The following is a 21,360-nucleotide window of genomic DNA, read 5'->3' as shown; positions in this document are numbered from 1 at the left end:
TGTTTTAACGAACACGGAAACATTGTCTTCTCAGTATATCGCGAACTTTATGATTATTCACATTGAATTACACTCTAAGTTCAACAAGAAAAATAACCTGTCGTTGCATTTTCATACAACAAGCCGGTGTCACGGTTCTTATATCACCGACTCAATAATTCCCATAAGTGTAGCTGTATCCATAACAGTGGCAAATTCGTGATTAAGGCTAACTAAATTGATTTCATGAATTTCTTCGGGTGAATAATACTTCCCTTTATCTCCCATACGCCCAAAAGTTGCCGTAGCATCTGAAATGAGGTATGGCTTAAATCCAAGGTTTGCTGCCATGCGGGTCGTTGTAGAAATGCAGTGATCCGTCGTTAGCCCTACAATAACGATTGTTTGATACCCATTCTTTCTCAAACAGTCTTCCAAATCTGTGCCGATGAATGCACTTTTTACACTTTTTGGAACAGAGGTTCATAAAGTAAGGGCTTTACACCATCTTTAATTTCACTTCCGATATGGTCTCTACGAAGAGGACTGGTAGAACTCATAGATAAGTGCTGAACATGAAAGACAGGGCGATTCGTTTCTCGCCAGTGGCGAAGAATCCTTTCAATATTTCCTTCCGCTTGTAAGTTGTTGCGTTTTCCCCACACCGGGTCATCGAAACCTCCGCCACTAAAATTAGCTTTCGGTGTCCTATTTTACTATAAATGCTATTGGACTCTCCGGCCCGATAGCCCCGTAACGATGACTTGTCTACTCTGAATGTTTATGCCATTCCCGATGCAGCCGCCATCCAGCTTTCTTGCCCCCGTAAGTGACTATTTATACTGACTTAACTCACCACCCATTTCAAATGGGGTTTCCGTATTTCCTTGTTTCGTATATCCATCTAACTCAATTTCTGGAGTGTTAAAATCAAGCAGTGTTGAATCGCCAAAGACTTGTTTTATTGGAGCGTAAAAAGTGAATTGTGCAGACTGTCCTTTATCCAAAGTAACTATTGCTTGGTTTGTTCTCCCTTGAATTTCAAAGGGATTCGACTGACTGCCGTTTTGAAGTTTTATTGGATAACTAAGATATAAGGAAAGATGGGTCAATTCCATAGACGAGGTACTTGTTATTTGAATCGTGTATGATTTCGCACCGTTCATTGACTGGCGATTAACCAACTTGAAATGTACGTCTTTATAATTAAATGTTTGCGGCGGTGCGGTTGAACATCCTGATACCAGCATACACAACGCCACACTACCCAACAACCAAGCAAATTTTTTCAATTCTATTCCCCTTCCAAAAACATCGTTATTTTGTCGTAAACCTGCCCAAGAGCGACATAACCCAAGAAATCCCTTGCTATATATTTATGCATCGACGTAAGCAAATCCTTCTTCGAGATCAGCACCCGTTATTATGAACTCAAGTTACGCACCGTTCATTCCATCATTCCGGCCACTTGCCTTTTGGCTCAAGCGTGTCATGGTGTTTCGCTTGTTTGTCGTGACGCGATTTATATGGATGGGGTTCACTGGTACCTAGCTCCGACCCGGATTCACTCTATCTGGCACGGCTACGTTGTCCCGTGAGCTATCGCAAAGCCGCATTACTGCTGCCCCACGTCACGGTAGGTTCGCGTCTACAGTCCTGGACGGGTGGATTTTCACCACATGATTACCGACGACTTTCAAGTCGCAACCCTTAAGCGTAATATCTACCCTCCTATAGTTAGCGACCCAGTTTAACAGATAATCATCAAGGTAAACGTTGAATCGAGTTCGCATGACTTTCTGATACATCAACTATTAGTAATTATTTTTACTGTTTAAAGTAACATTTAATTGACTTATAGAGTAATTATAATTACAGTAAAGACGAATAAGTCGAAGGTGGTGGGAAAATGGATGACGATATTCGATTAAACGTACCACTTCTACGCCGTCGTATTCCGAACCTGACGACAGTCGCCAAAGCATCTGGGCTCCGTCCTGCGACTGTCTCAAATTTGTGTGCTGGAAAAATATCGTTAGCAAAAGCTGAAGTTCGTACCTTGGTCACTTTAGCAACACTAGCTGGTTGCACTTTAGATGAATTGGTTATTAGAGGGGGAGGAATTGCTATGATGGTATCTGGTATTAAGGTTTTAGACCTCTTCGCACCTTTATTTCGAGGCGGTACTGTCGGTTAGGTTGCACGTAGCAACATGGGGCAGTTGGTACTAGTTCAAGAGTTATTTCATCGATTTAGTCAGTGGAACTATGTAACGGTATTCTGGTCACCATTTACTGCTGAAGAACTGGGCGATGATGACATTCACAAAGGTATTTCAGTATTTTGAAGGGCGCTACAACTGCAACCGAATTCACTCAGCGCTTGGCTATAAAACACCTCAGCAGATGGAGGATCTATTGTCTGCGTCAGTTGCGTAAAATAGTTCTTCGATTTATGTCCAGTAACTTGACAGAGGTCCATTATGAATTAGCCAAAACAGGCAGCATTACATGGGGGGCATTTTGTGAAGCAGCGATCAGGGTATGAAGTGTGGAGAAGATATCTGTCACCCCATTTGAGGGAGTTGGCGGGGTTGATGGTTTTGGTTTTGGTAGGCACGGGCCTTCAACTTATCAACCCACAAATCGTGCGATTGTTTATTAACTCTACATCAGAAAAGAGAAGTATTTCTGCACTCATTGTTATCGCTTTAGTGTACATCGTAGTGGCAATTGCTGCACAGGGCACCTCGCTTGCTGCGACGTATCTTGGTGAAAAGGTGGCTTGGAAGTCGACTAACGCTTTGCGTACCGACTTAGCAGCCCACGCTCTACGATTGGATATGACATTTCACCATCAACAGACCCCTGGGGTCATGATCGAACGTATAGATGGTGATGTATCGGTTTTGGCGAACTTCTTTTCACATTTTGGAGTCAAAGTAGTGAGCAATTTTTTACTGCTCTTAGGCATGCTGGCTTTACTGTTTCAAATAAATTGGATGATGGGAGCAGCGTTTACTGTCTTTACTGTGATCGCGATGCTTGTTTTGAAAAGGATGCGCAACTATGCAGTACCGCGCTGGGGTGATACCAGGCAAAGCAGTGCTAGCCTGTTTGGGTTTTTGGAGGAGCGGTTGGCAGGAACGGAGGATGTTCGCTCGAATGGGGCCACGCAATATGTGATGCGGCGATTGTTTGAATTAAGCCGTACAAAGCTTTGGACTGACAAAAAAGCGTACTTCGCTTCCGGTGTGACATGGAATACCACCATTTTGATTTTCGCTATTGGAACGGGGATGGCGTGGTCATTCGGGGCGTATTTGTTCTGGAAAGGATCAATTTCGCTGGGGACGGCGTTTTTGATTTATATGTACGTTAACATGCTTCGAACGCCGGTGGAACAGATCGCCCAGCAATTTCAGGATTTGCAGAAAGCGCAGGCTTGTATACAGCGAACACAGCAGTTTTTGAGTATCGATAGTAAACTGGTCGATGGCCCGGGTAAGGAGCTTCCAAAGTCGGCGTTGGCCGTTGAATTTGATAATGTACGTTTTGGCTACAAAGAGGATGAGATAGTACTCAAAGGGATCAATTTTTGCTTGGAGTCTGGGCAAAAGCTAGGCCTTTTGGGCCGAACTGGCAGTGGGAAATCCACAATTGCGCAATTGTTGTTCCGCTTCTATGACGTGCAACAGGGTTCCGTTCGCTTAGGTGGTGTTGATGCTAAGCTTGCAACGATCGAACAATGGCGAAGTCGTTTAGCCATCGTCACACAAGAGGTGCAATTGTTCTCGGGCACGATTCGCGATAATCTAACCTTTTTTAATCCAGCGATTTCAGATGCGAAAATCCTGGATGCATTTGAACGGCTAGGACTGTTAGAGTGGTTAAATTCGTTAGAAAACGGTCTCGACACACAGCTAGGTGCAGGTGGTGAGGGATTATCGGCTGGCCAAGGGCAACTTCTCGCCTTTGCAAGAATCTATCTACGAGACCCAGGTCTAGTCATTTTCGACGAAGCCTCCTCTCGACTCGACCCAGCAACGGAGCGATTGTTGTCTCAAGCAGTAGAAAGATTGCTGGAGAATCGGACAGGTATCATTATCGCCCATCGTCTTCAAACAATCCAACGGGTAGACCATGTCATGATTTTGGATCAAGGAAAAATCATCGAGTACGGTAAGCGCGAAGAATTGAAAAGATCCGATACCTCGCGCTACGCGCAGCTTCTTCGTCATGGGATGGAGGCCTTGCTGGCATGAATACGAAACAATTGCTGTACGCTCTAGTGAAATTTAGTCCATGGAAATACTTATTGTATGCGTTTTTTGCGATCGCCGGGTGGGTTCTGCTCATTTTGCCTGCTTATTTTGGGAACCGTTTTTTTGATTCGTTGAGTAATCATGCAGCTGCGAATACAGTATGGGGAATCATTGCCCTCTTTCTGATGGGAAATGTGGCTCGAATCATGACTAATTTCGGAAACTTTGATACAGATGTCGTTTTTCGCAATTCAATAGGTCTTCTAATGAGAAAAAATATGCTACAGAACATCTTGAGAAAACCGGCTGCAAAAGCGTTACCATTTTCTGCTGGTGAAGCAATCTCTAATTTCAGGGAAGACGTCGAAGAGGTAACGGTCTTTTTAGGTTGGGCTGCATTTTTGGATGTCGTAGGAGCACTGGTCTTTGCCAGCATCGCTATTGTCATTATGATGCAGATGCAGTGGATGATCACGCTTGTTGTGTTTATACCACTGACAGTCGTAACGTTCTTGGCACAGAAGGCTGGCAAGAGAATTGACAAGCTTCGTCAGTACAGCCGAAAGTCTACCGCCAACCTAACGGGATTTATAGGTGAATTGTTCGGTGCAGTTCAGGCAGTTCAAGCGAATACTTCCGAACGTTCGGTTATGAACCGTTTTCAGATGGTCAACCAGGAACGTCAGGATGCGATGATTAAGGAAAGCGTGTTTAGTGCGGTTCTTTCCTCTGTCTTTACTAATATCGTGGATGTAGGAACCGGCATTATTCTGTTGCTGGTTGCAGCTTCGATGAGAGACGGTTCCTTTACAGTTGGTCAGTTTGCTGCCTTTATTTATTATTTAACCTTTATCGCGCAACTTTCTCGACGTTCCGGGTTGCTCTCCGCCAAATTGAAGCAAGTAACGGTCTCGTTTGACCGCATTAACAAGTTGCTGCAAGGGGCTCCCAAAGAAGAGATTGTTAAACACGGTCCAATTTATCTAAAGGAGTCGCTGCCGGAAGTACCATATGTGGAGAAAACGCAAAGCCATCACTTGAATTCGCTGTTGGCAACAGGATTATCGTTTTCGTACGAGGATACGGGAAGAGGTATTGAAAATGTGAATCTAGAACTTAAGCGTGGTGCCCTGACCGTTGTTGTCGGACGAATTGGTTCCGGTAAGACGACATTGCTGCGTGCGCTGATTGGTCTTTTGCCCGTAACAAAAGGAGAAGTGTATTGGAACGGTGAGAAGGTGAAAGATGCCGCCACTTTTTTCACGCCTCCGCGAAGTGCTTATGCACCTCAAGTTCCTCGATTGTTCAGCGATTCATTAAGGCAGAACATTTTGATGGGGTTACCGGAATCGAACGTCGATTTGGAAAGTGCTATTCATCTTGCAGTTTTGGAAAAGGATATAGCACAGTTTAGTGAAGGGCTGGATGTGAAAATTGGATTGCGCGGGGTTAATCTGTCAGGAGGTCAACGGCAACGGACGGCAGCTGCTCGGATGTTCGTCCGGGAGCCGGAATTGTTTGTTATGGATGACTTGTCGAGCGCACTTGACGTTGAAACAGAATCCCTAATGTGGAATCGACTGTTTACCAAAAGTGACGATGCGACGTATCTAGTGGTCTCACATCGTCGTGCGGTACTGGAACGTGCCGATCAAATTATTGTGCTTAGAGAGGGACGAGTTGTTGGAAATGGTAGATTGTCCGATTTGCTGGAGTCTTGCGAAGAGATGAGACAATTGTTGCTAGAAGAGATGTTAGCATAGCAGATGAGTAATGTGAAATATGTTATTCGCCATTCTCATCGAAACGATCCTGGTCAGGTGCAATTAGAAGGTCGAAAGACCAGCTATCTAATGTCAAGCACTCAATTGAGTTCTAAGAACAATGACGGAAAGTGATTTTGGACGCATCTATATAAGCCTGCCATAGACAGACATATTTTTAATTTTCAGTATAAAATGCTGTCCTACGCGATTGGCTCGTATGGCTTTTTGTCCCGCAGAACGGCGTGAATGATGTACGTCATTTTACGCGCTACAGCGCCCGTTGCAGCTAGATGGTGTTTGCCTTGTGCCCGCTTCTGATCGTAAAAATCCTTGAGGATTGGGTTGTGTATTTTCGCAACACTTGCGGCAAGCCAAATGGCGCGTCGCAAGTAGGGTGAGCCTCGTTTGGACATTCGGTTACGTGTTCCGGTAAATTCTCCTGAACTTCGTACCGTTGGGTCGATTCCGGGAATCGTCACGAGATTGGTGTCAACGCTTTTGAGACGTTTTTCGATCTCGACATCCAGGGAATCCAACTGTTCCTCTGTAAAGCGAATTTGCTGAAGCAGCAGGCGCAATTGTAGCCGAAATGCGTCGAGTGCTGTGTCGATCCCAAATGAAGACTCGGCGGCGGATTTGATTTCCTCGGCTTTGTCTAAACCTAGGCGATTTCGACTGTGTTTGGCGATGAAGGCTGCCAGCTCTTCCGTATCTACGGCAAGGATTTCTTCTGGCGTGGTGTCATTCATCAACAATTCGGAAGACGTCTTGCCAAACAGGTCAGAGAACAGGCGCTCATATTCAGGAAACAGCATGTCTAAGAGGCCGATGACCTGTCGCTTCAAGTCTGAAATGGAATCGACCAAGCTGAACCGGAATCGACTCAATTGTCGCAAGGCAACGATCTCGTCACTGCCGAGTTCTGTTGTGGTGTACCGTCCAAAGCGTAATACTTCAGCGATGATGAATGCGTCTTTCGTGTCATTCTTGGTCTGTCGAATGTACATGTTGCGAAATGCATCCGACTGAATGGGATTGATGACATGAACCTTTACACCATGTTTACGGAGAAACGAGTGTAACGCTAGCCAGTAGTGACCTGTGGCCTCCAAGGCTACTTCTGTGAATGACAAATCGTGATCGACATTCTGCATCCACTGGATTAGCTTCTGACCACCAGCCTGAGAATTTGTGAAACGTAGCGTCTTGCCTTGAATCTGCCCAGTTGAGTCGATGATACAGGCTTCATGATTGCGTTTAGCAATGTCAATACCAACAAAATACACAGCACGTACACCTCCAAGTCGGTCGGATCCGCACAACCTTGGTGTTAGGATGAAATAGTAGACACAACGAATTGAGAATGTAAAAATAAGGTGATTTGGGTGTGAGCTACATGACACAGAAGTACGACAAGGAATTCAAACTTCATGCTGTCCAATTAGTTTCGGAAAGTGGGAAACCAGCAAGCCAGGTCGAGCGTGAACTGGATGTATCTCCAAAGACGTTGTATGGCTGGCTATTGAAGTTCAAGGAGGATCCAGCTACTCCGTTCGTTGGTAGCGGGAACCTTAAGCCGGACGCAAAGGCTTTGCGGGATCTTGAGCGGGAGATTCGCGAACTACGAGAGGAGAACGTCATCTTAAAAAAAGCGGCGCGCATCTTCATGAACGACCGGAAGTAAAGTACCCATTCATCGATAGATACCGCTCCACATTTCCGGTTGAGAAGATGTGCAAGATGTTGGATGTATCTCGGAGCGGGTATTACGCATGGCGCAGGCGCCCGGAGAGCGAGCGTTTCAAACTCCTAAATCGAATCACGAAGCGGATTCATCAGATATTTGTGAAGTCTCGTCGACTTTATGGCAGCCCCAAAATCACGCAAATCCTGCACAGAGAAGATGGTGGCTACCATCACGAACTTCGCAGTCGTACGGTTCGCAAGTATAAGGCGACCACATAATCAAACTATAACTACCCGGTACATGAGAATGTGCTGAACCAGACATTCGTCGCAGAGCGGCCAAACCAGGTGTACATGGCGGACATAACCTACATTCCGACGGATGAGGGCTGGGTCTATTTGGCGAGTTTAATGGACTTGTACAGCCGGAAAATCGTGGGCTGGCATGCCGATGCACGAATGACGAAAGAATTGTGCATCACGGCGCTAACCCAGGCTATTAAACGTCAAAACACCGTAGGCTCTGTACTGCATCATTCAGACCGTGGGAGCCAATCCACCTCTCATGACTACCAGAACAAGATGCAAGAATACGAAATGGTCGGGAGCATGAGCCGCAAAGGCAACTGCTTTGATCATTCGTGTATCGAGTCATTTCACAGCATCATCAAGCGTGAGCTCGTCTATCTGGAAAAGTGTAAAACGCGTAAGCAAGCCATACAACGAATTTTTGAGTACATCGAAATTTTGTACAAACGGGAACGCGTTCACTCGTCTATCGGCTTTTTATCACCGGCCGAGCAGAAAGTAAAATATTCCCACGAACAAGAGGTTGAAGTTAGCTGAGTGTCCATATCAGAATACTAAAACTTACAAATTCTCAGTTTGGGGTGTCTATTCTATTGACTTAATACCACATCAACAAAGTAATGGTTGCGTAGACCAGTTTGGTCAATCATTCAACATATCTCCGTATATCGCACTCCGGCCCCATAACGACAGAGTCCAAAAAATCCCTTGGTAGATATTTATACACGAATGGTAGCAAATCCTTCTTTGAGATCAGCGCCCGTTAACGACAAAACAGTGTCAAGCAATTCTCCTTGCAATTATGGCAGATGCCTTTGTCGAGGTACGTATTTCTATGCTCGCCAATTGATTGTGACGCAACCAGGTATCACGAACTGGATCGGGTTTCCCTTTCCATTCATCTGCCCAAAATTCAATTGGCGTTAGATCGTCAATTACAATAAGTCCGCCTACTTCAGTGGCATTAATAACCTTATCGCTGCCCTCTAATTTCGCTGGTTTTGCGTCAACGAATACAAGTTGAAACGGACCTTGTTGAAGAATCTGCTCCCAGTCACCGCAAATGGAATGAACATTCGAACACTCAGAAAACAAAATTCCTGCTTCGATTGCTCTCTTGTGATCATTGTCCACCGTGTAAACATCGAGCGATGTTGCACTGGCAATCCAAGCAGTGCCGACTCCGCATCCCGTTCCAATCTCCGCTATTTTGCCCAATTGAACATAGCCAGCTAGTACATAAAGAAGTTCCCCAACCTCATTTAGACAGGATTTTTTGAAACCAAGCGAGTCAGCTAGATTCACCGCTTGGTTAACAAGTGTTGGTCTTTGCAAGTTTGTGCCCTCCTTCGAATTTAGAAAGCAATACTATTAAACTCTTCGGCCCTTGAGCGCAAGATCGATTTGCGCCACGTTGCGCATGTTTATGCACTGCATCAATTCTACACAGTTTATTTTTCAGTTCAGCTTCCTTTCGTAACGAAAGAACTCGTGCCCATCTTCGTCGGTTTCGGAAGACGTTTTTATAAATCCATGATTCTCGAACAGCTTAATGGACGGAGTGTTATAAGCGAATATTTTATGTGCGGTCAATTTGCTCCACCCAAAACCTTTCGCCTTCTCAATCAGTAATTCTATGACACGACTCCCAACACCACGACGCCGATACCGATTGTCACCGACCACTATCGGTATTAACTCTTCACACAGAGTAACGTCTCCAACTGGAACCCAGCCGCCGTCAAATACCTCAATAATGTAGACTTGTCCTCTTTGCGACAGCCATTTATACATTTTCTCAATTCGATTGTAATCGAATGGCGCTACATTGGGACCTTCCGAAAAATAAAGAACTTCGGCATCTGTATACCAAGGAATTGCAATCTCCACGTCATCAGGTAATACCAAATCACGGAGTCTAACTGGCAATCCGCCGTTCACCATGCTGAGTTCACCTCGCACCTTCCGTTCCATGAGGATATCTATTGGGTTGTTACATGAATTTTCAAGAGATACGCTATGGGATATTACGGCCCGAGAGCTGATAAAGCATCGACTTCCGCTGACGAATGTTTATGCAAACGTCAATGGGAACTGCTTCTCGCAAATACCTCCGTGCGTTCAACGAAATTCATTGGCTAGAACAGAGTAGAGGAAGGAACTTTGCCATTTTCCTTTTACGTAGAAATGTTCTCGCAACAAGCCTTCTTTTGTCATGCCGATTTTCTCCATTACTTTTGCTGAAGCAATATTTTCCGGTCTGCACGTCGCAAAAATTCTGTGAACGTTGAGTTCCCTAAATCCCACTTTGCACAGCGCATATGCTGCTTCAGATGCAAATCCACATCCCCAAAATCCCCTGTTTAGACAATAACCCAGTGAGGCTTGTGAATGTTCCTCAACGTGCAGTCCGCAACCACCGATTAGAAAACCATTTTCTTTGAGGGTTATCGCAAATTCGTAGACCGCCCTGGGCGTCTGTTGTTGAGATTGTATCATCGTGTCTATATAATCTTTTGTGGCATTCTCGGAATTGGGACCCCAATCCATAAACTTAACAAGATCGGCATCTGAAGCATAAACATGAACCTGCTCCCAGTCATCCGCTACAAAATCTCTCAAGATGAGACGCTCTGTCTCAAGGAACATTGTCATATTTTTATACCCGCCTCACACCAATAAAGTTCTGACTTATTCAACACTTCCGTCCGTTTGCGCAATGTTCCGAAAGCGTGTGCCATCGTATAATCATACAACAGGTGGACGCTCAGGGAACTTGAATTTTTGTGCCCGTTAACGCAATAAAATAAGTGGTTAGATTGGTCGTTTCCGACAAACGCATACCATCAGCGGACTATCGGATTGGAAAGGGCTTAAGTCAAAATTGCCATACATTTGTTCCATGTAAAATCCATTATAATGCAGCAGGGCTTCAAGCTCTTGAGGGAAAACGTAACGAATCGCAATTCGGGTATCCGAAATTTCCTCTGCACTTGATTTGGTTTTCCATCGGCGACGGGTCACATAATGCTCCAGTTGGGTTCGGTGGTCATACAAACACCGTTCAGTAACGAAAACGGTTCTTCCCTCTTTATTGACGTACGTACCTGCATCTTCTTCCTTGCCGTTGCTGGTCGACAGTTGTGACATAATGGGATTTCTCGTTTCGAACGCAAAAACGCCATTGCTGTCCAAATGTTTGTGAACTGTTAGCAGTAATCTCTCCTGTGAATGGCGATCCGAAAAGGCTTGAAAGGAGTTGCCAGTGGTAAAAATCATTCGGTAAGTTCGCTGTAATTCAAGATTCCTTGCGTCACCGTGAACCCACTTCACAGAAACGCCGTGCTGTGTTGCTTTTTGCCGTGCGGCTTCAAGCATTTCTTGAGTGATGTCCACTCCTGTGATGTCGTATCCTTGCTCTGCCATTGGAACTGTTATTCGACCCGTTCCGCACGCAATCTCTAAGATGGGGCTTCCGTACTCACGGGCTAAATTCATATAGAAATTTCCGCCGATCTCAAATCCTCCGTTTATGGAATCATAGGTATCAGCATCTCGATACTCCTCTAAGTTATCATGATTTATCGACACCTGTACGTTCACCCTCGTTTCTCAATGCCTTGTTAAGCTCTCCGGCCCAAGTGCGCAAGATTCCGAAAATGTATGCCACCGTATAATCATACAACAGGTGGGCGCTCAGGGAACTTGAATTTTTGCCCCCTTTAATCCAACAAGCATTCGTCCATTTTCAAGGCATGTTGCAGTACTAACAAAGCGAGTTCATGGTCATTCATTACGTTTTTCACCTGTTCAGGTTCAACCCAAATGCGTGATGTTGTCTCATTTGTACCAAGGAAAGGGTAGCATTCTTTGATATCCATTCTGTAAAATGCTTGGTAGCCGATAAGTGGGTACTTTCCTCCAGTTACAAATAACGGATTATCTTCATGACTAACTTCTATGACCCCAAGATAGTGAATTCCCCCCTTGACATATGCCTCTTCAAATGCTTCTCTGTGAAACGCTTCTTCTACAGTTTCGCCGTTCTCTATATGACCCCCAGGAACGTTAAACCCTCTTCCAGTGACATTCACTAAAAGAATCTTGCCTTCACTAAAGCAGTACCCATGGACACTTGTAACCGTTATGTTTTCGGATAAGTCTTTCATTGGATACCATGTGAGTTTGACATGATGCCCGTTCCAGTCCGCATAAATAAATTCACTCATTGAATCATCCCTTACCATGAAAATTCTGCGTTCATGTTCCTGCGATGCCAAACAAGAACTTAGACGTGTTTCGATTTTTCCTCATTTTCTTAACCCCTCCTTTACTACTCCAAATATAAACTGTCTATCCTGCCCAAACACGTAAATACACACCGTCAACTTTGGTCAAGTTCCCAATACCCCTATGCTCGGTTTCGTCGCCGTTGTCATTTGCGATTTCGGTACGGATAAACCCCGTATCCCGAACCCAATCTCAACGCACCTCTTGATTTTTGACCCTCGAAAGCTAGACTTCGTAATTGGAGATCCCTACCCGTTTGCGCAATGTTCCGAAAGCGTGTGCCATCGTATAATCATACAACAGGCGAGCGCTAATGACTCCTAAATTTGAGCCCGTTTGTTCAGCAACGAATCTATTCCCTACGGGGCATAAATAGTGATGGGTTTAACTCATCGGATTCGATAACAATCGCTGTTAATCCAGTTTCAGTCTGCGTTTCGTGCCATTCTCCCTTGTTCCAAAAAACTGCATCCCCAATTACAACATGAACCTTTTCTTCAGAATCGCATCGAACCCATCCCTGCCCATTTACAACAAGCAGTAATTGTGGGGAAAGAGCTTGGTGAAAACCTATAATTCCGTTGGATTCGAGATGCATGCAGCCTATGTGTGCAGCTTTATCAGTTAGCAAAACTTGTGACATGATGAAGTTTGAATCGAAGTGAGTAATGCTCTTCCCAATCTCTTGACCAAACAAAAAGATTTGCACTCGGCAATCACCTCATTCCTGGTGTCGCTAACGATTAGTTTATATGTTTGTCTATCGGACACATCTCCCGTGAGGTGTGTTGCCTGAACAATGTTCCGCATATTCACTGAGTCTCAACAAATCCGTATGAGTTCCGTAATCGCCTGAATGATTATGTCAGGTCTATCTTTATAAACAAAATGAGTTGAATTAATCGCTGTAATGAACTGGCTCTGTCCCGACAGATCGCTCTGTTTAAGAATCAAATCATGCCACGTTTGTTCAAATAGCTCTGCTTCATCTCTCGGAATTCCATCATTCATGAGTATCTGAACACAATATTTCGAATCCCTGGCAATCACTTTTAACGAAACGTCAGGGAAGTGTCCCGATTCCTTTGTTTCCTTGGCACATTGATACCAAACTTCTACCTCTTGAAGCATCGTTTTATACAAGGTGGGATTAGTATAAAACCTTGAAATCCGTTCTCTTGTGTCTTCAGAAAGCTGAGACTGATTGTGATCAAATATATAGGGATTACATTCGAAAATCTCTGTCGGCGTCATAGAAGCGTATCGTTTGCATTCGGCTATCCAGTCATCGTCTGACTGCTGTTCGTTAAGAGTGGGTATTGGTAATGAGTCTAACCTGTTCAGGTCAACGGAGGTTGAGTCAATCAGTGCAACCCCAGATACACTATCGGGATACTCACGAGCAAAACGTTGCACACAAAGCCCTCCGTAAGAATGACCTGCCAGGATTATTGGCGTATCAATCTGTAATGCATCTATCAGCGAACGTACATCCCGGACGGTCTGTATGACCGATGCTCCAAATGAATTGGGTTCACTTTCACCACAGCCAGCTCGGTGAAAGCAAATCACTTTACACATATCAGAAAGTTCACGGATAACCTCGTTCCAGTCGTCAATGGAAGAATTCATCCCTGGCAAGACCACAACTGTCTTTTCGCCTGTTCCACGAATTTCAGTCTCAAGCTTTCTTTCCCCTATGCTTATAAGATGCCTCATTGGACCCTCCAGTTTGACCACTGTCGTTGTCTAATAACGATGCCCCAGCAAATCTAGTCTAAGGCAACATACTGAGGAAAGCAGGAAGCTCTGTCACGATGTAATCGACCGTAGTTTTTGGGTAGTTGTCAGCATCCTGAGTTGCAGTTGCTATAAACTCGACAGCCGTCCATATTTTTGCTAAACGAATTTGAACTGCAAAATCGGACTCTGATGGCAAGGCGTCCTCGCTCATGTCTCTGCAGAACCCTTTGTAAATCTGAGCAAGTTGAGTTTCCGAAGATAGGTCTTGCGTCCCCAGGTTGGGCATCGTGATTGCCAAGTCAATTGCCGGATTCCCTTCGCAAAACCTCTCCCAATCAAGCATCACAAGTTCTCCGTTGGAACGCAAGCGCCAGTTCGTTGGGTTAGGGTCACCAGATAAACAGCCATGTGGAACAAAGAGGGTTTGAGATAGGTGCTGTGCATTTCTGAGCATGAACTTGATTTCTTCGATTTTGGAACAGCCCTTATACCACATTAGAGCCTGCTCTGTCATTTCGTCATCCCATTTTGGACGATACCACGTGACATCGTCGGCTAACGAGATATGCTTTGAACTATAAGAATGTAATGTGCACAACATGTTGATTTGTGTCGGATTGTTCTTCCAGTGTTCTTGAGGAAAGACTCCAGGCACATATTCGAGGGCGATCCAGTTGGTATGAACTGAGTCCATCCCTGCCCAGTAAAGTTGTGCAACGTGGACGCCGTGTTCACGAAGGGCGGGTGCATATCGTTCATAAAATAACCGCTCTCTGTTACGAGCCGACGACTTAATCACGACGTCTACGCTTGTAAATTGGAACTTGCACGTAGAAGATTGTGAACCTGCGACGCCTCTCAGCGATTCGATTCCAACCAAGTCTCCAAACTTCGTTTGCAACACCTTCATCATGTCATTGGGGTAGCCCATGGGATCTTTCATCCCTTTTCACCTGTTCCATTTCGTTTTCCCCTGAATAGCGGTTTATTTAACTCTCCTGCTTCGTTAGTTGAGCAAGACAGAAAGTGTCTCAACATGTTTTTATGCAGGACAGCATGTTGTGATATTACGGTTTCCTTAACGCTTCATCGTGATGGTCGATATTTCCGAGAAGGAACACGCCTTCTTTTGCGAATTCAAGCGTGATTCTGACATCCATGTTTACTGAGCATTCATAGATTCCATCTGTTCCCTTAACCCGTTTCAAGCGGAGAGACGGGTGTACTGGTGGAAAGTTCAGTAAGTGGGCTAGTGTGTTTTGAATGGAGATGCGAAGATGTTGGTCATCGTTAACCAAGCGATGATATTGCTTTTCAAAACGCCTGCTCAACTCAATGTTCATCTGTCTTTCCTTCTTGTGAAATGATGTTGTCAAGGTGATCGAACAGTTCCCTCGCGCTACTGAAGTCACGACTAACGCGCCCAGCCTGCTTATCTTGTTCCGCTTCGAGCTCTCCTTGATGCCAGTGCTCTGTCCAGTACCAGGACTGGTCATCATGCTTAACTATTGAGTCAATAGCTCGATAGGCTGTCTCAAGTTCAATTGGATCGGTGATTTGTTCAATTAAACGATAAAGATCCTCTTTATTGACCGCCATAGCTATATCCTCCTCGTTCCGTTCTGCATACCCCAATTATAACGGATCCTTGTTACGGATAACTGCCTCATTAGCCGGCCAAGAACCGGGATTTACCGTTGAATATTCATGCAGAGAGATTAGTTCGTATCATTGGGAAGTTAAACGCCTTAACACGTAGCCTTCGTTACTTTTGCCTTTTGTTGCTTTAGTAAAAGTCTTACCTTACGTGGAGAGCGTGGCATCAAAGGTTGACCATACTGATTGAGTACAAACACTAACATATAGTGTTCCTCCCATCTTGTGGGGTTATTGCCTCATACCCAATTTTGGAAAGTCTTGTCATGTCAACAGTACCGCCTCTACCCATCAAGGCTTTTAACCATCCACGGCAGGGCTACCGACTTGAGGATCATCGATAGGTGTCATGACCTAACCAACGTAGTTTGTAAAAACGTAGGGTAGTCAATCAGAGCTTTTACAAGCCACCACTTCAAACGCCTATGGTGTTAAGTGGTGGGTGATTGACACGGTCGCTCTACGCATCCCAACGTCTTGCCTCGATGACATCAGACCAACGAGTGTCCATATCGGCATTTCCTCCCAAGGTTGAGTGTGCTTGAAAGTCCGCCATGCTCCCGACTAAACCAGCGTTTTAGGTCTGATCCAGATATTTCTGTGATAGCAAGAGAGAAACCCATCAATCATAAGATATAACCGCACCCAGTAATTGTGTGGGAGAGTGTCGGCTGGTATAATGCCACTGCAAAAATGAACATGCGCCTCATCGCCTGTTCTAGTGACGTTGATGTCCTCAAACCTGATGTTATACTTGTCCCCCCTAACTAGCACTACAGAGGTTTCTAGGTCTTCTAGAGACAATCCCTTAACACTCAAAGTGCCCTGAATCCTGTCACCTATGGCAAATCGCCGATCTAATTGTATGGAGGTTGTGGCTGTTTGTTCATTAGGTTCATCGGAGATGATACCACAAACAGGGCAATTTAACTGAATTCTTATAGAATCACAGTAATAGCTTTTCCTAGAAATTAGGTCTGCATGTTTTCCGCAAAGGGGGCAAATAACAAGTTGGGTATTGGCAATGTCGAAAAGTGGTTGGTACACTTCAGGGAAGAAATAGTTCTTTTTGTAAGTTCGATCGGTCAAGTACGACAAAACCTCTTGGTCAATTTGCTTGCAAGTCTTGTTCATCGTCTTAATTTTCGAATCAACTTTAGAACGAATCTCCGCATCAACCATGGCCTCGTGTTTGAATCTGGCAAGCGAGAGGTACTGCATGCTCGCGTCCCTTATAAGCCCTTGCAGACGCTGAGTATGTAACCCGGTTGCATGGAGACTATCGAGCGCTACTCGTCGTCGTGTCGCCGCTGTAAACGAGGGCAGAGATGACACTTCGCCTAACTGAATGGGAGACTTGGTTGTTGCCTGAGATGGCTCGCGGAGTCTCTCAGTGGCATCATCTGCATAGGATAATCTGATGTCTGGGTCTCCAATGATATTAAAACGAGCTATATCATTCCCCGTCTTGACTATCCTGTTGTTCAGTTCCGAAACTGCAGCTCCAACGGTCTCTCCCTCCATGAGGCATTGGGCAAAAAGATGATTATAGTACTCATGACCAGCCTGTATGGAATCGCTGGCCACCAAATTGGTCATATGCGGATTGGTTGTTGCCGACAGCCCAAGCACATATTTTGTGCCAAACACTCCTGGGGTCAATCTAAAACCAAGGCATGAGTTAACCATGAGAATCTGTACATTAAGGTTCTTGATGGGCACGCGACCTCGCCTTGATACGCAAAGTGGTCCAAAGGCACAGGCGGGTAATTCACCGTCATCATTTGAGGTATCGTGTTCGTCATATCCGCAAATACCACCATCAGCCATAAACAGTATATCGTCTCGTCCGTGCGTACAAATCGTGGCCACTTCATAGTGTTCATGGTTCGCAATCCATTCAATCTTTGCATTGTCTCCGTAATGAATCTCGTGACGCCCGATCTTCTTATCTTCCCCACTTTCGTTGAATGCCAAAGTTATCACTTTGCCATTACCACTTTTGGACAGCAACTTCTCTTTACTCCTTAGGCAAAATTCCTTCAATCCATCATCCGTTTTCGCTGTCATAATGCCAACGTGAATATTGTCCGCGCTTCGTCGCGCAAATGTTCTCAAATGGTCCTGGGTAAAATGACTCGGCCTCCCAAATACAATAACAGTACTTCCCGGGTTCAGTTGTTCTATTTCTCCGTGCCACTTTGTGGCGCCGGTGCTTTTCGCATAATCTTCCGCGATGCGTAAGATCGAATCCTCCTGATCCAAACACATGATAAAGCGCTTCATAAAGGCTTCCCTCCCAATGACTTGCTTGGAGACTCTAATTTTATGTTAAAAATTGATATAGAAAAAAATAATGAAAGAAGACTGATGATTGCCGTTATAGAAAATACTATATGAATATTAACGGCTGTGGCTATAATCCCTCCCAACAGCATGGCTGGCGGTGTGGTCACCCTCGCTATGCTGAATGACAGAGAAGTTACGCTACCCAGTTTATCCTTAGGTGAAAACTGCTGGCGAATTCTTGTCGCAAGTATGCTAAACCACATAGCCCCAAGTGATTGAAGCGCAAATCCAGCAATGAAGCTGACGTATGAGGGTGCGACGCTCATAACGGAGTATCCCAAGGTAATGAACAGCATCGAAAACATAATCTGACTTCCCGCAGATAAGCCTGTCTTTTCGCTTATCACGGGCATGTAGCTCCCACCAATGGCAGCCAGTCCTGCAACGGTCATGACGGCACCTGTCATATCGGCTCCAACATGAAACTGCGTGGGCACGTACAGAACGATCAGCGGCACGGAGAGTGCCAGTCCGGTGTTTTCCAACATCGCCAGCATCACGCTGACCCGAATGGGCCTTTCCGACCATATGAACTTAAGAACATCCCTCGCTTTCATCGTCTTGGATTTATCCTTCCTTTTTCCCCGATCCGCCCAGTCACGAATCGACAGCAACCCCACTAAGAGGATTACGAATGAAACAGCATCTAGTAACAGTATATTCATAACTCCGATTATTCCTACGATCACGCCTGCCAAACCAGGTCCCACCACCCTAGCAACCTGAGAGTATCTTTTGATGCGTGACGTTACCGCGGTTAAGGAATCCGAATGTGACATGATCGGTATGAGGCTCTCGTATGTCACACTAAAGGTGAAGCCGAATGAGGAGGTTAGCAAACCCACCATAAATACAATCCACAGGTCATTCATGTGGAGCCAAAATGACAAGGGGAGCAGGCACACGAGAAGCGCCTGGCCTATAACACAGACCATGAGAAGGGCGCGTTTGGAAACGGTATCTGCTAAGCGACCCGCCACGGCGCCAAGAAACACATAGGGGAGGCCATCAAGGACTCTCATAAGACTCATGTCCCAGGCGGATTTTGTTAATGTAAATACCAGCCAGGGGATGGCGAACAAATAAAATTGATCTCCTAGGTTGGATACTACCCGACTCAAAATCAGGAAGGAGGCAGTTGGGCTTATCAACGAGCGACGGTATTCAGATGCTTGCTGTAACGGCGGTTCACTCACGACATCGGCGCCCCCTTCCATAATGCAAGGGTTGAACTCAGCATAACCTTGAGATCAGTCGAGAAAGGTAGGATGTATCTATAGGATAGTTCCTCTCTAGCACCCAATCTCTTCTTTTGCTCTTCATTGGCTAGTCCAAGTGCAATTTTGCGAATTCCAGATTCGATTGCTTGTTCGATGACACCATACATCAGGTTCGGATATACATTGGCTTCTCTCCATTGATAGTTCATACCCGCGAACTTGACGGAGAGAACCTCGTTTGATCGGTAACAGAGAATCGCGCCCACGGGTTCCTTTTGATAAAAAGCGCATACGCCACCGAATCCAGAAAGGTCACTAAGAGCCGTCCTAAAGAAGTCCCTTCGCACGTATGGTTTGCCACCGTATTTCTCGCAAACGGCCTCATGGAGATGGTAAAGTCGATCAAAATTCACTTCTGAATTAAGTAACCCAAGGTAGAGAGCAGATGACTCGAAGATTCTCCTATCTCTTCGTATGTTCCTCCGCGTCTTTCCGCTAACGCTTCCCAGATATTCATCGAAACTGCCCCAAGTAACATCAAGCACATAATTCGATATATTAGGGAATTCTAGATAGCCACGCTTTGCCAGAAAGCTCCTCAGATCGGAGTCTGCATGCACGCGCGAGATTTGCACGTAGTTCAGGCCACGTTCCCACGCATGGTATTCCAGAGCCTCGATCCCCTCCATAACGGCCCGATTGCCGTTGTCACCGATGGCATAAATCAACCCAAGACCATGCGCGAGTGAAAGTCTGACATGGAATCCGATGATATTCGCGCAAAGTTCTCTAGATAAGTTGACGTACGTCCTGGCGTCGGCGGAAGTCACATGGAGATTATCCTCTACGCTCACATAAAATAAGGCTTCTAAGTCCTTGGCGTTCCATACCGACATGACCTTTATGGGTGGACAGTGTTTCCGATCTATCAGGTCTGATCGGCGCTCTAGAAATGCCATCCAATCCAGGTTTTGTTCCGGAGTAGCAAACGGCTCGCATCGAGCCACAAAATATCTCCATTGTCGCTCAGAGATATCGCCTACATAGTCAAATTGTATGCGCATTCGACACCATATCCCCTTTGTTATCTAAATTGGGTGGTCAATTCGGAGGTGGTGTCGCGAAGAGCAACACTTTTAGATACCCTGTCGATCCTAACAAGCAACTGATCTAGTGTGTCGCCTAATACGAAGACACGCGGATTCGAATCCGGATAACGAATTCCCTCACCATGCTGAACTACATGAACCACTCCCGGCAATTGAAGCAGATGACGTACCTCCTGTAGCGAGAGCGTCTGAACCAGGTTGAACCTTTTGCGTCTTCAGGACAAGTCCGTACTCATCCCTGACTTCTTCCGTCAGTGCACACAGGTCGGAAGACACGTCCATCGTACTAAATCGCGGTAGGCGCAACACGGTATCATAAAATCCGATTAAATCGAGCGTCGTCATCCCGTTAAACTGGATGAATGCAATTTTCATTCGTTGCCACGCATTCAGGTTCTTTGGAATTCTGCCTCGTGGGGCCGATCCCCCTTGCCCGTGGTGCTTCTCGCGTGATACTGCTATGTATCCATCCACCCGAACACTTTCCTCTAACCAATGCATATCGCTCGTCTTCGCGTCCCCTTTTGTCCACCAACAACTGTTTCATCTTTCTTCCTGTGTTCTTCATCGCCAGGCGTTCCATCTCAGGGATCTGTCCCATATCCGTTCCTTTGTTCGACACCCGCGTAGCCACAATCACCTGATGTGCCTCATCCACCACAGCCTGTACATTGTACCCCTGTATGAAGCCAGTGGACGTCCTCATGTTCCCTGACTCCGGATCGGTGAAATTGCGTTGCATCTTTGTGGCCGGGTCTTCCTGCACTTCCTTTGGCTTTCGTCCACCGCGCCGTTTGTAGCGCCTCGGGCAACTCATCGCCCCAAATTGAACCCAACCGGCTTTTATGCACAGCTGTAGAACTGGTATTAAGTCAATATGGTGGACACACCGAACAAAGAATATCAAAACAGTCTGACGGATTGCACCTTGGATTTAGCTTGCCTTTTTGTTCGCTTTTTTGAAATACATTGATTGGAATTGTACAGGG

The 21,360-nt window shown here is 45.5% G+C and carries 20 protein-coding genes and 3 pseudogenes; 4 read left to right on the top strand and 19 right to left on the bottom strand.

The genetic code is table 11. The features are described 5' to 3' along the window. Window positions 1–138: 138 nt before the first annotated feature. Both MM817_RS15080 and MM817_RS15075 read right to left on the bottom strand, forming a co-directional pair. A pseudogene (locus MM817_RS15080) lies at window positions 139–644 on the bottom strand (isochorismatase family protein). Window positions 645–812: 168 nt separating this feature from the next. Next, window positions 813–1,271, bottom strand: a complete 459-nt coding sequence (locus tag MM817_RS15075; protein ID WP_241716655.1) for a hypothetical protein — start codon at window positions 1,269–1,271, stop codon at window positions 813–815. 617 nt (window positions 1,272–1,888) lie between these two features. Between MM817_RS15075 and MM817_RS15070 the strand changes: the two are divergent. The 3 genes and pseudogenes from MM817_RS15070 to MM817_RS15060 all read left to right on the top strand — a co-directional run. Next, a pseudogene (locus MM817_RS15070) lies at window positions 1,889–2,269 on the top strand (helix-turn-helix domain-containing protein); the annotation flags it as partial. A gap of 234 nt (window positions 2,270–2,503) precedes the next feature. Then, entirely contained in the window at window positions 2,504–4,243 is a 1,740-nt protein-coding gene (locus MM817_RS15065) for an ABC transporter ATP-binding protein (protein WP_241716652.1), read from the top strand. Beyond that, a complete protein-coding gene (locus tag MM817_RS15060) occupies window positions 4,240–6,006 on the top strand; it encodes an ABC transporter ATP-binding protein (protein ID WP_241716650.1) in 1,767 nt (588 codons plus the stop codon). The genes MM817_RS15065 and MM817_RS15060 overlap by 4 nt, the downstream gene beginning before the upstream one ends. Window positions 6,007–6,209: 203 nt before the next feature. Here the strand turns inward: MM817_RS15060 and MM817_RS15055 are convergent, their stop codons facing one another. After that, entirely contained in the window at window positions 6,210–7,295 is a 1,086-nt protein-coding gene (locus tag MM817_RS15055) for an IS110 family RNA-guided transposase (RefSeq protein WP_241716648.1), read from the bottom strand. A 110-nt stretch (window positions 7,296–7,405) separates the two neighbouring features. Here MM817_RS15055 and MM817_RS15050 point away from each other — a divergent pair. After that, a pseudogene (locus MM817_RS15050) lies at window positions 7,406–8,541 on the top strand (IS3 family transposase). 243 nt (window positions 8,542–8,784) lie between these two features. Here the strand turns inward: MM817_RS15050 and MM817_RS15045 are convergent. The 16 genes from MM817_RS15045 to MM817_RS14970 all read right to left on the bottom strand — a co-directional run bounded on the left by MM817_RS15045 (window position 8,785) and on the right by MM817_RS14970 (window position 21,077). Next, entirely contained in the window at window positions 8,785–9,339 is a 555-nt protein-coding gene (locus MM817_RS15045) for an O-methyltransferase (protein WP_241716646.1), read from the bottom strand. 123 nt (window positions 9,340–9,462) lie between these two features. Beyond that, window positions 9,463–9,933, bottom strand: a complete 471-nt coding sequence (locus MM817_RS15040; RefSeq protein ID WP_241716644.1) for a GNAT family N-acetyltransferase — start codon at window positions 9,931–9,933, stop codon at window positions 9,463–9,465. A gap of 192 nt (window positions 9,934–10,125) precedes the next feature. Further along, entirely contained in the window at window positions 10,126–10,659 is a 534-nt protein-coding gene (locus MM817_RS15035; RefSeq protein WP_336605198.1) for a GNAT family N-acetyltransferase, read from the bottom strand. 159 nt (window positions 10,660–10,818) lie between these two features. Next, window positions 10,819–11,595 (bottom strand): class I SAM-dependent methyltransferase, encoded by a 777-nt coding sequence (locus MM817_RS15030; RefSeq protein WP_241716642.1) that lies wholly within the window; start codon window positions 11,593–11,595, stop codon window positions 10,819–10,821. 131 nt (window positions 11,596–11,726) lie between these two features. Beyond that, window positions 11,727–12,233, bottom strand: coding sequence for an NUDIX hydrolase (locus tag MM817_RS15025; protein WP_241716641.1), 507 nt, complete (start codon window positions 12,231–12,233; stop codon window positions 11,727–11,729). 413 nt (window positions 12,234–12,646) lie between these two features. Next, entirely contained in the window at window positions 12,647–13,003 is a 357-nt protein-coding gene (locus MM817_RS15020) for a cupin (RefSeq protein ID WP_241716638.1), read from the bottom strand. 113 nt (window positions 13,004–13,116) lie between these two features. Then, entirely contained in the window at window positions 13,117–14,013 is an 897-nt protein-coding gene (locus MM817_RS15015; protein WP_241716637.1) for an alpha/beta fold hydrolase, read from the bottom strand. Window positions 14,014–14,071: 58 nt separating this feature from the next. Further along, complete coding sequence (locus MM817_RS15010; RefSeq protein WP_241716635.1) at window positions 14,072–14,980, bottom strand: aminoglycoside phosphotransferase family protein; 909 nt, start codon at window positions 14,978–14,980, stop codon at window positions 14,072–14,074. 124 nt (window positions 14,981–15,104) lie between these two features. Then, window positions 15,105–15,380 (bottom strand): hypothetical protein, encoded by a 276-nt coding sequence (locus MM817_RS15005; protein WP_241716633.1) that lies wholly within the window; start codon window positions 15,378–15,380, stop codon window positions 15,105–15,107. Beyond that, a complete protein-coding gene (locus MM817_RS15000; protein ID WP_241716631.1) occupies window positions 15,370–15,636 on the bottom strand; it encodes a hypothetical protein in 267 nt (88 codons plus the stop codon). Before MM817_RS15000 ends, MM817_RS15005 begins: the two co-directional genes overlap by 11 nt. 149 nt (window positions 15,637–15,785) lie before the next feature. Then, on the bottom strand, window positions 15,786–15,899 hold the full coding sequence (locus MM817_RS14995; protein ID WP_241716628.1) for an RRXRR domain-containing protein: 114 nt from the start codon (window positions 15,897–15,899) through the stop codon (window positions 15,786–15,788). A 358-nt stretch (window positions 15,900–16,257) separates the two neighbouring features. Next, entirely contained in the window at window positions 16,258–17,979 is a 1,722-nt protein-coding gene (locus tag MM817_RS14990; protein ID WP_241716626.1) for a hypothetical protein, read from the bottom strand. After that, the gene (locus MM817_RS14985) at window positions 17,976–19,238 is read right to left on the bottom strand and encodes an MFS transporter (protein WP_241716624.1); all 1,263 of its coding nucleotides are present in this window, start codon (window positions 19,236–19,238) and stop codon (window positions 17,976–17,978) included. Before MM817_RS14985 ends, MM817_RS14990 begins: the two co-directional genes overlap by 4 nt. Then, window positions 19,235–20,326, bottom strand: coding sequence for a GNAT family N-acetyltransferase (locus tag MM817_RS14980; RefSeq protein WP_241716622.1), 1,092 nt, complete (start codon window positions 20,324–20,326; stop codon window positions 19,235–19,237). Before MM817_RS14980 ends, MM817_RS14985 begins: the two co-directional genes overlap by 4 nt. A 162-nt stretch (window positions 20,327–20,488) precedes the next feature. Then, a complete protein-coding gene (locus MM817_RS14975) occupies window positions 20,489–20,746 on the bottom strand; it encodes a hypothetical protein (protein ID WP_241716620.1) in 258 nt (85 codons plus the stop codon). Then, a complete protein-coding gene (locus MM817_RS14970; protein ID WP_241716658.1) occupies window positions 20,721–21,077 on the bottom strand; it encodes a hypothetical protein in 357 nt (118 codons plus the stop codon). The genes MM817_RS14975 and MM817_RS14970 overlap by 26 nt, the downstream gene beginning before the upstream one ends. Window positions 21,078–21,360 lie beyond the last annotated feature (283 nt).

Origin of the sequence: Sulfoacidibacillus ferrooxidans (assembly GCF_022606465.1) — a bacterium.
GTDB classification, from domain to species: Bacteria; Bacillota; Bacilli; order Alicyclobacillales; family SLC66; genus Sulfoacidibacillus; species Sulfoacidibacillus ferrooxidans.
Note: the sequence above shows the minus strand (reverse complement) of the source record. Positions and strands in the feature narration are given on the sequence as shown.

Bases quoted from the DNA above. Each gene is read 5' to 3' on its own strand.
- MM817_RS14980 (WP_241716622.1), bottom strand. From the start codon at position 20,326: ATGCGCATACAATTTGACTATGTAGGCGATATCTCTGAGCGACAATGG.
- MM817_RS15005 (WP_241716633.1), bottom strand. From the start codon at position 15,380: ATGAACATTGAGTTGAGCAGGCGTTTTGAAAAGCAATATCATCGCTTG.
- MM817_RS14975 (WP_241716620.1), bottom strand. From the start codon at position 20,746: ATGAAAATTGCATTCATCCAGTTTAACGGGATGACGACGCTCGATTTA.
- MM817_RS15035 (WP_336605198.1), bottom strand. From the start codon at position 10,659: ATGACAATGTTCCTTGAGACAGAGCGTCTCATCTTGAGAGATTTTGTA.
- MM817_RS14990 (WP_241716626.1), bottom strand. From the start codon at position 17,979: ATGAAGCGCTTTATCATGTGTTTGGATCAGGAGGATTCGATCTTACGC.
- MM817_RS14970 (WP_241716658.1), bottom strand. From the start codon at position 21,077: ATGAGGACGTCCACTGGCTTCATACAGGGGTACAATGTACAGGCTGTG.
- MM817_RS15015 (WP_241716637.1), bottom strand. From the start codon at position 14,013: ATGAGGCATCTTATAAGCATAGGGGAAAGAAAGCTTGAGACTGAAATT.
- MM817_RS15010 (WP_241716635.1), bottom strand. From the start codon at position 14,980: ATGAAAGATCCCATGGGCTACCCCAATGACATGATGAAGGTGTTGCAA.
- MM817_RS15000 (WP_241716631.1), bottom strand. From the start codon at position 15,636: ATGGCGGTCAATAAAGAGGATCTTTATCGTTTAATTGAACAAATCACC.
- MM817_RS14995 (WP_241716628.1), bottom strand. From the start codon at position 15,899: ATGTTAGTGTTTGTACTCAATCAGTATGGTCAACCTTTGATGCCACGC.
- MM817_RS15060 (WP_241716650.1), top strand. From the start codon at position 4,240: ATGAATACGAAACAATTGCTGTACGCTCTAGTGAAATTTAGTCCATGG.
- MM817_RS15025 (WP_241716641.1), bottom strand. From the start codon at position 12,233: ATGAGTGAATTTATTTATGCGGACTGGAACGGGCATCATGTCAAACTC.